General features: G+C 68.3%; 9 protein-coding genes. 1 reads left to right on the top strand and 8 read right to left on the bottom strand.

Translation table 11 applies throughout. The features are described 5' to 3' along the window. Positions 1–60 precede the first annotated feature (60 nt). The 5 genes from H0X95_RS27555 to H0X95_RS27535 form a co-directional block, all read right to left on the bottom strand. On the bottom strand, positions 61–1,479 hold the full coding sequence (locus H0X95_RS27555) for an MFS transporter (protein ID WP_006487759.1): 1,419 nt from the start codon (positions 1,477–1,479) through the stop codon (positions 61–63). A 256-nt stretch (positions 1,480–1,735) separates the two neighbouring features. After that, positions 1,736–2,572: an ABC transporter permease gene (locus tag H0X95_RS27550; RefSeq protein ID WP_012493204.1), complete on the bottom strand. Its 837-nt coding sequence runs from the start codon at positions 2,570–2,572 to the stop codon at positions 1,736–1,738. Positions 2,573–2,609: 37 nt separating this feature from the next. Further along, positions 2,610–3,866 carry an ABC transporter permease gene (locus H0X95_RS27545; RefSeq protein ID WP_059722737.1) on the bottom strand — a complete coding sequence of 419 codons (1,257 nt, stop codon included), beginning with the start codon at positions 3,864–3,866 and terminating at the stop codon, positions 2,610–2,612. A 111-nt stretch (positions 3,867–3,977) separates the two neighbouring features. After that, entirely contained in the window at positions 3,978–5,024 is a 1,047-nt protein-coding gene (locus H0X95_RS27540; RefSeq protein WP_006487757.1) for an ABC transporter substrate-binding protein, read from the bottom strand. 76 nt (positions 5,025–5,100) lie between these two features. Continuing rightward, positions 5,101–6,204, bottom strand: coding sequence for an ABC transporter ATP-binding protein (locus tag H0X95_RS27535; RefSeq protein ID WP_058902894.1), 1,104 nt, complete (start codon positions 6,202–6,204; stop codon positions 5,101–5,103). A gap of 107 nt (positions 6,205–6,311) precedes the next feature. Here H0X95_RS27535 and pdxR point away from each other — a divergent pair, with 107 nt between their 5' ends. Continuing rightward, positions 6,312–7,835: a MocR-like pyridoxine biosynthesis transcription factor PdxR gene (pdxR, locus tag H0X95_RS27530; RefSeq protein ID WP_034202613.1), complete on the top strand. Its 1,524-nt coding sequence runs from the start codon at positions 6,312–6,314 to the stop codon at positions 7,833–7,835. A 27-nt stretch (positions 7,836–7,862) separates the two neighbouring features. Here pdxR and H0X95_RS27525 read toward each other — a convergent pair whose 3' ends face one another. The 3 genes from H0X95_RS27525 to H0X95_RS27515 form a co-directional block, all read right to left on the bottom strand. After that, positions 7,863–8,897 carry a lipase secretion chaperone gene (locus tag H0X95_RS27525; protein ID WP_006493459.1) on the bottom strand — a complete coding sequence of 345 codons (1,035 nt, stop codon included), beginning with the start codon at positions 8,895–8,897 and terminating at the stop codon, positions 7,863–7,865. Between the two features lie 3 nt (positions 8,898–8,900). Next, the gene (locus tag H0X95_RS27520; RefSeq protein WP_059722602.1) at positions 8,901–9,995 is read right to left on the bottom strand and encodes a triacylglycerol lipase; all 1,095 of its coding nucleotides are present in this window, start codon (positions 9,993–9,995) and stop codon (positions 8,901–8,903) included. A 220-nt stretch (positions 9,996–10,215) separates the two neighbouring features. Continuing rightward, complete coding sequence (locus H0X95_RS27515) at positions 10,216–12,348, bottom strand: TonB-dependent copper receptor (RefSeq protein WP_059722600.1); 2,133 nt, start codon at positions 12,346–12,348, stop codon at positions 10,216–10,218. Positions 12,349–12,386: the final 38 nt, after the last annotated feature.

The raw sequence follows: 12,386 nt of genomic DNA, 5'->3' as shown, positions 1-12,386 counted from the left end.
AAGCGTGAAGGCCGGCGCGCGGCGAGGGTTGCCGTGCGCCGGTTGTGACCGCCCCGTCCCCTACTCCGTCGCCGGCTCCTTCACGCGCTCCGACACGACCGGTGCGCCGGCCCGATGCGACGGCGCGAACAGCCGCAGCCCGCTCGCGACGCTCGCCGCGCCCGCGAAACCCGCGCCGAGCATCAACGCAAGCGTCGGCCCGTGACGGCCCGCAATGCCGAACGACAGCGCGACCAGCGCCGCACCCGTCGCCTGCCCGATCAGCCGCGCGGTCGCGATGATCCCGCTCGCGCCACCACTGCGCTCGGGCGGCGCGCTCGACATCAGCGCCTTCAGGTTCGGCGACTGGAAGAAACCGAAGCCCGCGCCGCACAGCATCATCCGCCAGCCGATGTCGACGACGCCCGGCGATACCGGCAGCGCGGCGAGCGACACCATGCCCGCGCTCAGCAACGCCAGGCCGATCGCGCCGAGCAGCCCGGGCGGATAACGATCCGACAGCCGCCCCGCGATCGGCGCGGCGAGCGCGACGATCGCCGACCACGGCGTCATCAGGAACCCCGTTTCGACCGCGCTGCGATGCAGGACGGTTTCGAAATAGAACGGCAGCGACACGAACGCGAGGCCCTGCGCGGCGAACGCGCAGACGGCCGTCAGCGCGGACAGCGTGAACACGGGCCGGCGGAACAGGTCGACCGGCAGCATCGGCGCCGGATGCCCGGCCTGGCGGCGGATCAGCAGCCAGCCGAACGCGAGTGCAACCGCGGCCGACGCGAACACGACGGAAAGCGGCCCGCGCTGCGCGAATTCGCCAAGCGCGAAGATCAGCGACGCAAACGTGATCACGTTGAACAGCGCGGCGACCGGATCGAACACGTGCTTGCCGCGCGCCGTCTGCGGCAGCGACGGAATCGCCACCGCGAGCGCGAACACGCCGAGCGGTACGTTCACCGCGAACAGCCACGGCCATGCGGCTACCGACAGGATCAGCGACGCGATCGTCGGCCCCACCGCGAACGACACGCCGACGACGAGCGCGTTGAAGCCGACGCCGCGCCCGAGTCGATGCGCGGGAAACAGGCCGCGGATCAGCGCGACGTTGACGCTCATGATCGCGCTCGCGCCGAAGCCCTGCACGATGCGCGCGGCCGTCAGCATCGGCAGCGTCGACGCGAGCGAACAACCGAGCGACGCCAGCGTGAACACCGCCAGCCCCGCGACATACACGCGCTTGTGACCGACGATGTCGCCGAGCGACGCGAACGGCAGCAGCGTCGCGACCATCGCGAGCTGGTACGCGTTGATGATCCACACGGACGCGGCCGGCGACGCATGCAGGTCGGTCGCGATGGCGGGCAGCGCGGTGTTCGCGATCGCGGTGTCGAGCGTCGCGAGCGCGACGGCCAGCAGCACGGCGGACATCGCGCGCCAGTTGACGGCCGGCTCGTGGGCGCCGGCGGGGGAAGCGAATTCGGACAAGATGGGCTCGGCTGACGAGCGACGCGCGGCGTCGCGGATTGAGCGGCGCGGCGACGCGCGCTCCGTGCGGCAAGAACGGAACGCGCGGCACCGCGAGCCGTATTGTTGCAGAGCCGCACCGAACGTGCAGGCGGCCGCGCCGTCAGTTAGCGAAACGAAAGATTCGGCATGCCGCGTCGAACGAGCGGCACCGATGAAGACGCAACGAGCGGCGGTCTCGCAACCTGCAGGACGGCGCGCGGCCGACCGCCGTTATTTACGACACTGCCCGTCGCGCATTGCGGCCGCGCAGCCATTCGAGCGCGAGCAGCAGGCTCGTCGAGAAGATGATCAGGATCGTGGCGAGCGCGGCGATCGTCGGGCTGATGTTCTCGCGAATGCCCGTAAACATCTGGCGCGGCAGCGTCGTCTGGTCCGCGCCCGCGAGAAACAGCGTGACGACCACTTCGTCGAACGACGTGGCGAACGCGAACAGCGCGCCCGACATCACGCCCGGCGCGATCACCGGCAGCGTTACGCGGAAGAAGGTCGACACCGGGCTCGCGCCGAGCGACAGGCTCGCGCGCACGAGGTTCTGGTTGAAGCCCTGCAGCGTCGCGGCCACCGTCGTCACGACGAACGGCACGCCGAGCGCCGCGTGCGCGGCGATCAGCCCCGTGTAGGTATTCGCGAGCCCGAGCGGCGCGAAGAACAGGTACATGCCGACGCCGACCACGACGACGGGCACGATCATCGGCGACAGCAGCACGGCCATCAGCAGCCCCTTGCCGCGGAAATCGGCCTTCGTCAGGCCGATCGCGGCGAGCGTGCCGAGCACGGTCGCGACGACGGTCGCCGACGGCGCGACGATGAAGCTGTTCTTCGCGGCCATGCGCCACTCGTCCGATGCGATCAGGTTCTCGTACCAGCGCATCGAGAAACCCGGAATCGGATAGACGAGGAACGTGCTCGACGAGAACGACAGCGGCACGATCGCGAGCACCGGCAGGATCAGGTACAGCAGCGTCAGCACGACGAGCACGCGCAACGCGACGTACCACGCGCGCTCGACGAACGACATGTGCGGCGCGAACAGCGGCCTGGCGAGTTTCATGGTCGGCATCCCCTTCCCGTTTCCCTGTGCCCGGCGCTCAGCCGAGGCTCACGTTGGTGCGCGTGAAGCGCCCGTACACCGCGTACAGCACGAGCGTCGCCGCAAGCAGCAGCCCGCCGAGCGCACACGCCATGCCCCAGTTGATCGTCACGTTCGTGAAGTACGCGACGTAGTAGCTGACCATCTGGTCGTTCGGCCCGCCGAGCAGCGCGGGCGTGATGTAGTAGCCGATCGCGAGGATGAACACCAGCAGCGCGCCCGCGCCGACGCCCGGATAGGTTTGCGGCACGTACACGCGCCAGAACGCGGCGAACGGATGGCTGCCGAGCGACACGGCCGCGCGCTGGTAGGTCGGCGGGATCGACTTCATCACGCTGTAGAGCGGCAGGATCATGAACGGCAGCAGGATGTGCGTCATCGAGATGTACACGCCGACGCGGTTGAACAGCAGCGTCAGCGGATGCGAGATCAGCCCGCTGCCGATCAGCGCCGTGTTGATGAGCCCTTCGCTCTGCAGCAGCACGATCCACGCGGCGACGCGCACGAGCACCGACGTCCAGAACGGAATCAGCACGAGGATCATCACGAGGTTCGCGCGTCGTTCCGACAGCGTCGAGATCCAGTACGCGAGCGGATAGCCGAGCAGCAGCGCGAACAGCGTGACGGCCACGCCGATCACGAACGTGCGGCCGAAGATCGCGAGGTAGATCGACTGGTCGGGATCGGCCTGCACGATGTGGCCGAAGCCGTCCTGCTTGTGATCGAGCGCGGCGAGCAGGTAGAACGGCGACACCTGGCTGCCGTTCTTCGCGATCGCCTGCCAGTACGCGACGTCGCCCCAGCGCGCATCGAGGTCGATGAATTTGGCGCGCGTCTGCGCGGGCGTCGGCGCCGCGTCGCCGTCGCCCTTCAGCGGCATCGCGCGCGCCGTCTTCGCGACGAGCGAGCGATAGCCGGGAATCTCGGTGTTCAGGCGCCGCGCGAGCGCGCCCATCGCCTCGCTGTCGGCCACCTTCGTCATGTCGGCCGCGAGCGCGACATACGCGGCGTCCGCCGGCGGCGTCTTGCGGTCCCAGCCCGACAACGCGGCGACCGTGTTCGGCAACGCGGTCGCGATCTCCGGGTTCTGCACCGCGCGCGTGAGCAGCGTGCCGATCGGCACGACGAAAATCAGCAGCAGGAAAATCGCGAGCGGCGCGACCAGCAGCAGCGCCATCGTGCGCTTGCGGGCCTCGGCAGCCTTCAGCTCGCGCTTGAGCGCGGCGGTCGACGGCGAGGAAGGCGCGATCGTCATCGTATTCAACTGGTCTCTCCGGCCGGACACGTTCCGGCGGCATGCCGCGCGACGCGATCGACGCGTCGCGCGGCCGGTTGCATCACGACACCCGTGAGGATGCCTGACCGGTTACTTCGTTGCCCACGCGGCGAAGCGCTGTTCGAGCTCGTCGCTGTGGTCGGTCCAGAAGCCGATGTCCTCGAGCACCGCGTTCTTGCCGTTGGCCGGCGAGTTCGGCAGATTCGCGAGCGTCTTCGCGTCGAGCGCCTTGATCGCGGCGACGTTCGTCGGGCCGTACGCGATGTGCTGCGCATACGCCTGCTGCGGCTTCGGCGTCAGCGAGTACGCGATGTACTGCTCGGCCAGCGCCTTGTTCGGCGAGCCCTTCGGAATCGCCCAGTAGTCGAGGTCGTAGATGCTGCCGTTCCACACGACCTTCAGGTTCTTGCCTTCCTTCTGCGCGGCGTCGATGCGGCCGTTGTACGCGGTCGACATCACGACGTCGCCGGCGACGAGGAACTGCGGCGGCTGCGCGCCCGCTTCCCACCACTGGATGTACGGCTTCAGCTCGTCGAGCTTCTTGAACGCGCGATCCTGGCCGGCCTTCGTGCCGAGCACCTTGTAGACGTCCTTCGTCGCGACGCCGTCGGCCATCAGCGCGAATTCGAGGTTGTAGCGCGCGCCCTTGCGCATCCCGCGCTTGCCGGGGAATTTCTTCACGTTCCAGAAATCGGCCCAGCCCGTCGGCGCGGTTTTCAGCTTGTCCGCGTTGTACGACAGCGCGGTCGACCACACGAAGAAGCCGACGCCGCACACCTGCGGCGCTTCCGGAATCAGGTCGGATTTCTTCGCGATCTTCGACCAGTCGAGCTTCTCGTACAGCCCTTCGTCGCAGCCGCGGTTCAGGTCGCCCGATTCGACTTCGACCACGTCCCAGTTGACGTGCTTCGCCTCGACCATCGCCTTCACCTTCGCCTGCTCGCCGTTGTATTCGACGGCCGTGACCTTGTTGCCGGTCGCCTTCTCGAACGGCTGGTTGAACGCGACCTTCTGCGCGTCGCCGTTCGCGCCGCCGAAGTTGACGACCGTGAGCTCGGCAGCCGTGGCCGATGCGCCGAACGCGACCAGTGCCAGCGCGAGTGCCGTACGGCGCGCGGTAAAGCTTGCTCGTTTCATGATGGTTCCTCTCCTCTCGTGGTGGAAGTGGGCTTTGTTGTTGACGACGTGCTGCGGAAAAGCGGGTAAACCATGCTCACGCGAACACGCGCAGGTGTTCGGGCGAGAACGCAAGCGAGACCGGGGCGCCGGGCGAGAACGCGTCGAGCGCGCCGGTGCCGAGCGGCACCTTCACGAAGCACTCGTCCTGGCCCGGCAGTGCGCAGCGCATGCGCACGTGATCGCCGAAATAGATGAGGCTGCGCGCCTCGCCGCTCACGCAATTGGCGGCGCCGCCATTCATGCCGTTCGCGCCGTGCGCGGCGAGGCTCATGCGCTCGGGGCGGATGCACGCGACAGCGGATGCGCCCTCGGCGGCTTCGCCGATATGGCGGCCGACGAGCTTCGTGCCGTCGTCGAGCCGGAATTCGCAGAATTCGCCGTCGACGCGCGCGATGGTGCCGCGCAGCCGGTTGCTGTCGCCGATGAAGTTCGCGACGAATTCGTTGCACGGCGATTCGTACAGGCGGTCGACGGTGTCGAGCTGCTGCACGATGCCCTTGTCGAACACGGCGACGCGATCGGACATCGTCAGCGCCTCGCCCTGGTCGTGCGTCACATACACGAAGGTCACGCCGAGCTTTTCGTGCAGCGCCTTCAGTTCGTATTGCATGTGTTCGCGCAACTGCTTGTCGAGCGCGCCGAGCGGTTCGTCCATCAGCACCAGCTTCGGCTCGAACACGAGCGCGCGCGCCAGCGCGATACGCTGCTGCTGGCCGCCCGACAGTTGCGCCGGATAGCGTTTCGCGAAGCGCTCCATCTGCACCATCTTCAGCGCGTGCGCGACACGCTCCGCGCGCTCGCCGGCGGGCAGCTTGCGCACCGTCAGCGGATACCCGACGTTCTGCTCGACCGTCAGGTGCGGAAACAGCGCGTAGTTCTGAAACACCATGCCGATGTTGCGCTTGTGCGGCGGCACGCTGTTCAGCAGCTCGCCGTCGAGGCGGATCTCGCCGCCGGTCGGGAATTCGAAGCCGGCGAGCATCATCAGGCAGGTGGTCTTGCCCGAGCCGGACGGCCCGAGCAGCGTCAGGAATTCCCCGCGGTGGATGTCGAGGTCGAGCGATTTGACGACGAGCGTTTCGCCGTCGTAGGTCTTCCGCACGCCGCGAAAGCTGACGATCACATCATCGGACTTCATCGTGCTGTCCCCTGGTTCCGCGCCAATTGATTTTGAGATGCGAGCCACTATACGGCGCGCACGGTTCTATACTAGGGAACCATTTCAATATTCCTAGTAGGACCACTTTGGATACCGTGATCGTCGCCGACTGGCTGTCCGCCCGCATCGACCGCAGCTCGCCCGAACCGATGTACCGGCAGCTGCTGCAACTGATGCAGCAGGCCATCCTGACCGGGGAATTGGGGCCAGGGACAAAGCTGCCGAGTTCGCGCACGCTCGCGGGCGACCTGTCGATCGCGCGCAATACGGTGCTGCACGTGTACGACCAGCTGACGGCCGAAGGCTACGTGCTGACGACGACCGGCAGCGGCACCTACGTGGCCGACACGCGGCCGGACGCCGCCGCGATCCGCGTGCCGGGCGCCACGCCGCCGCCGTCAGCCGCCGACGAACTGCCGGCGCCCGACGCACAGGGCAGCCTGTCGATGCGCGGGCGGCAGTTGATCGAGCATGCGGGCGTCTCGCGGCGCCAGTGGGGTGCGTTCATGCCGGGCGTGCCGGACGTGTCGGAATTCCCGAGCCGCACGTGGAGCCGCCTGCAGGCGCGGCTGTGGAAGGAGGCCAATCCGGAGCTGCTGACCTATGCGCCGGGCGGCGGCTACCGGCCGCTGCGGCGTGCGCTCGCCGATTACCTGCGCGTCGCGCGCTCGGTCAAATGCTCGCCGGACCAGGTGATCATCACGACGGGCATCCATCAGTCGATCGATCTCGCGGTGCGGCTGCTGTCCGACATCGGCGATCGTGCGTGGGTCGAGGAACCGTGCTACTGGGGCGTGCGCAGCGTATTGCAGGCGGCCGGCCTGACGCTCGCGCCGGTGCCGGTCGACCAGGAAGGGCTCGACCCGCGCGCGAGCGACATGCAGCACCCGCCTCGGCTCGTGCTGGTCACGCCGTCGCACCAGTACCCGCTCGGGATGGTGATGAGCCTCGCGCGGCGCCGCATGCTGCTCGAATATGCACGCCAGCACCGCTGCTGGATCATCGAGGACGACTACGACAGCGAATTCCGTTACGGCAGCCGCCCGCTCGCGTCGCTGCAGGGTCTCGACGACGGCGGCCGCGTGATCTACGTCGGCAGTCTCGGCAAGATGCTGTTCCCGGGGCTGCGGATGGGTTACATGGTCGTACCCGAGCACCTGGTCGACACCTTCCGCACCGGGTTGTCGGAGCTGTACCGCGAAGGCCAGCTGATGCAGCAGGCCGTGCTCGCCGAATTCATCATGGACGGCCACCTCACTTCACACGTCCGACGAATGCGCACGCTGTACGGCGAGCGCCGGCAACTGATGATCGACGCGATCCGGGCGCGCTTCGGCGAGGCGCTGCCCGTGATGGGCGACGAGGCCGGCCTGCATCTGGTGCTCGGCCTGCCCGATGCGTGCGACGATCGCGCGGTCACGCAGAGCGCGTTCGACGCGGGCGTGATCGTGCGCCCGCTGACCAGCTACTACAGCAACCTCGACACCGCGCGGCAGGGCCTGCTGCTCGGCTATGCATGCGTCGCGCACGAAGGCATCCGGCCCGCGTTCGATACGCTCGCCGATACCATCGAGCAACATCTGCCGCGACACATCACGCGCGCGGCATGAAGCCCGCCACACGCGGCGACACCCGGGTCAATGCGCGCTGCCCGCGCCGCGATCGAGCGACGCCGCGCGTACGGCTTCGCCGGGCTTCGTGAACACGCGCTGCCGCAGCGCGGCAATCTGTGCGTCACGGTCCTGCGGCGACAGGCCGGCCGACTCGATCTGCGTACGCTGCGCCGCATAATCCGCGTAACGGCTCTGCCACGACGCATCGTCCTGCTGCATCTGCGCGACGCGCGCCGCCGCCTCGGGCCCGAGCGTCTGCGTCAGTTGCGCGCGCATCGCATCGGGCGTCGCGCCGCTCTTCCGCAATTGCGCGATCTGGTCGATCGCCGCGCGCTGCCGATCCACCCGCTGCTGCGCCTCGCGTTCGTCGGCCGGCATCTGCTGCTCGAGCGCCGCGAGCCGTTCGGCCTTCTGCGCATCGGTCAATGAGCGGTCCTGAGTGATCTTCAAGCGTGCGAGGTCATAGCGCTGCCGCCACTGCTCCGCGCCGAAGAACGGCTGGCTCCAGTCGCCGAGCGTGCGGTACGCGATCGACGCCCGCTGATCGAGCGCGAGCTGCAACGCGCCGGGATCGGACTTGTCGACCGCACCGGCGTCGCGCAATGTCGCGAGCGCATCGAGATACGCGCGATACCGATGCCACACGTCGAGCGCCTCCGCCTGTGCGACCGTGCCGTCGAGCTGCGCGGCGATCTCGCGAACGACGAACGCATCGAGCGCGGCCGCGCTCAGGTCGCTCCGCGCGGTCAGGCAATAGTCGAAGAAATCGCGCACCGTGCGCGACTTCGCGAGATGGCCGCCTGCATCGAGCGGCAACCGCGGCGCACTGGAACCGGCAAGCGACGGCGGCACGCCCGCACTCGCCGGCACCGCGGCCTGCGATGCGGCGACCGCCACGCCGCCCACCGCGGCCGCCTCCGGCGCATCACCCGCTGCGCCCGTGCCGCGATGCGATCCCGCACCGCTCCACATCGCGACGCCGGCGACTGCCGCGAGCCCCACGCCCCCGTAGATCGCAGCGCGCCGCACGAGCGGCGCGCGCCCTTCACGTGCCGCCATCGATCACACGCCCGCGAGCTTCAGCCGGTTCGCATGCGTGCGGATCACCGCGACCGGGTCTTCCGCATACGCGCCGCGCACGCCGAGCAGCTGGTTGATCTCGTCGATATGGTTCCACTTGTAGCGCGTGCTCAGCACCTTGCCGTACAGCGCGCTGCACTTCGACACGAGCCCGTCGTTCTCGCCCGAACCGCGGTTGATCATCACCGTGCCCGTGCCGAACAGCGCGAGCGTCGACAGGTCGAGCACGTTCGCCGGATCGACGACCGGAACGGTGCTCGTATCCGTCGCCCCCGTCACGCCGAACAGCGACAGCGTCGGCTGGATCGCCGTGCCGGCCCACGAATACAGCAGATGCGTGTTGCCGCCGACGGTTTCCGTCGGCGCGCCGGTCTGGCAACTGCCGGGAGCGCCGAGGCCCGCGCTCGGATAGTTCTGGTTGTAGGTGGCGGCCTGCGCGGTCGTCAGCGTCTTCAGCGACGCGAGTGCGTCCTGGTTCGTGTTGTGGCTGCTGCTCGTCAGGATCCCGAATACATTGACGAACGCGGCGATCACCGTCGACGACAGTCCGGTCGGATCGTATGCGAGCACGTCCTGCACGAAGTCGGCGAACTCGGAGCCGCGATGCGGCGTGCCGATCGTCGTCACCGACGCGACGAGATCGGGCGCGACGGCCGCGACATAGCGCGACGTCAGCCCGCCCTGGCTGTGACCGACGAGATTGACCTTGGTCGCGCCGGTCGCGGCGAGCACCGTCTTCACGTAAGCCAGCAGCTGTTCCCCGCGCCCGTTCGGGCCGTCGTCGCTCTGGAAGCCCGACAGGTTCGCGACGTAGACGGTCGCGCCATGCTGTTGCAGGTCTTCCTGGATGCCGTACCAGTAATCGAGTACGCCCGCGTACTTGTCGGTGCCGGTCAACCCGTGCACGAGAATGATCGGATAGCGCGTCGTCGCATAGTCGTCGGCGGGCGCGGTTGCCGCCATCGCCGTGTGCGTCGTCGCGAGCGTCGTCAGCGCGGTCGTCCCCGCGAACGGCGCGACGCTCATCGCGCATGCCACTGCCCCTGCCATTACCCTGGAACGCATCGATTTGGCCATGCATGTTCTCCTGATTATTGTGCTGCCGGTGCGAATGACACCGGATCGACACGCACGCCGCCTCGCACGGACCTCGTGTGTCGAATGCGGAGTGAAGCACGACTCGCGAACGTTTGCGCCCCGACTAGATACGGTTCTCTAATCGGTTGACGCGCCCCGCCCGTTCGGGCGGGGCGGCGTGCAGGCACGCGCATGCTGCGGCGCACACGCGCGTGGCGCGCTACAGCTTCGCGCTCACGCGTACCCACGCGGTACGCCCCGGCTCCATCACCGGCGCATTCGCCGGATAGCCGAAACCCGCGTTGCCGGCAAGGTTCAAATGCTCGGTGTAGGCCTTGTTCAGCACGTTGTCGACCCCCACCGAAATCTGCACGGTCTTGCTGACGTTGTACTGCGTATGCAGCGACAGCACGCCGAATCCGGCGCTCGGGCCGAAGTCCTTGCCGACCACGTTGCCCTCGTTCAGCGCATAGCGATGCTGCGACGCAACGATGCGCCACAGGCCGCCCGCCGACCAGGCGCCGCGCGTGTATTCGAGCCCGATGCGCGCCTCCAGCGGCGGCATCTGCGGCAGCGGATCGCCGCTCGCCACGTTGCGCCCCCACGCATACGCGAGCGACGTCTCGACGCGCAGCGGCGCGACCGGCCGCCACGACACGCCGGCCTCGCCACCCATGATCTGCGCGTTGACGTTGGTCGCCTGCGTGGTCGGGCCCATCATGCCGGTCGCATAGTCGAACAGGATGAAGTCCTGGACGTAGCCCGCGTACGCCGACACCCATGCATCGAACCGGTCGCTCTTATATTGCGCGCCGATATCGAGCTGCGTGGTCTTCTCCGGCCGCACCGCCGAGAACGCGTTGACCGACCCGGTCGGCCCGCGCGTCGCGGAGAACAGTTCCCAGTAGTCCGGATAACGCTCCGCGTGGCCGATCCCCGCGTACCACGTGACGGGCAGCGACGCGAGATCGCGCTCGTAGCGCACGAAGCCGCTCGGCAGCACTTTCGTCCGATCGTCGTCGAACGTCGGATTCGGCTTGCTCATCATCATGCCGCGCTTCATCGCGCGCTTGTCGCGTGCGCTCGCATAGTCGACGCGCGCGCCGCCGATCACGCGCGATACGTCGCTCGCATACCACGTCAGCTCGCTGAACACGCCCGCATTCCACATGGTCGCCTGCGCATCCCACGGCTGGTCGCGGTAGTTCTGCTGCCCCATCGACGAGCGCGAATCGAGCCGGTTCGATTGCGCATCGACGCCCGTGACGAGCTTGAAGTCGTCGCCGAAGCGGAACGTCGCGGCCGCACGCGCGCCCACCGTGCGGCGCCGCACGTCCGCGGCCATCCGCATCGGCATGCTGCTCGCGGGGTCGGGCTGCCGCAACGTGTAGTTATCCATCACGTGATCGGCTTCGTTGTAGTACACGCGCGCCTCGATCCGGTCGAGCACGTCGCCGAGATGCCGCTTGTCGAACGACAGGCCGAACGTCTCGCGGCGGAAATGCGCGCCGTCCATCCCGCGGCCCGCATAGCGTGCGTAGCCGTCGCCGGTGCCGGCGGTCAGCTCGACGCGCGTATGGTCGTCGGGCGTCCAGCCGAGCGCCGCATCGGCGTTCCACTTGTCCCACTGCGACGGCACGGTGTTGCCGTTGCCGTCCTGGTAGTCCTGCGAATGCGCGTGGTTCGCGGTCACGCGGCCATAGACGTCCCGCGTGCCGGCGGTGAGGTCGATGTTCTGGTCGTTGCGGCCGAACGATCCGCCGACCAGGCTGCCCTCGAAGCGCATGCCGGGGCGCTCGAAACGCGGCGTCACACGCTCGAACAGCACGGTGCCGGCCGATGCGCCGGGACCGTACAGCACGGTCTGCGGCCCCTTCACGACCGTCACCTTGTCATAGCTTTCCGGTCCGATGTACGACGTCGGCGCATCCATCCGGTTCGGGCACGCGCCGAGCGTCGGCATCCCGTTCGCCAGGATGTTCAACCGCGAACCGAACATCCCGCGCAGCACGGGGTCGCCGTTCGTGCCACCGCTGCGGATCGACGTGAAGCCAGGGATCGTCTTCAGGTAGTCGGCGCCGTCGCTGGCGGGCAGCGGCTGGCGCGGCGCCTTCGGATCGGTGACGACGACGAGCGGCGTCGACAGCGGCGCCGCGACGACTTCGACGGGCGGCAACAGCATCGCGGCGTCGTTCGCCGTCGCGCCGGCCGCAGGCGCCGTTTCGGCCGCGGCGGCGCTCGCGGCCAGCGCGTCGACAGCCAGCGCGGGAACGGTGAGTTTCAGCATGCGCGGCAAGGGCCGCGCACGGGCATTGCGTGACGCCCGTGGCGCACGCAACTGGAAATTGGTCATGATCGAAAGCCCGAGTGACGCCCTCCACGCGGCCTCGA

It is taken from the genome of Burkholderia sp. 9779_493 (assembly GCF_015712215.1).
Lineage (GTDB): Bacteria > Pseudomonadota > Gammaproteobacteria > Burkholderiales > Burkholderiaceae > Burkholderia > Burkholderia cenocepacia.
The sequence above is the reverse complement of the archived record's forward strand: the minus strand, read 5'-3'. Positions and strand labels throughout refer to the sequence as shown.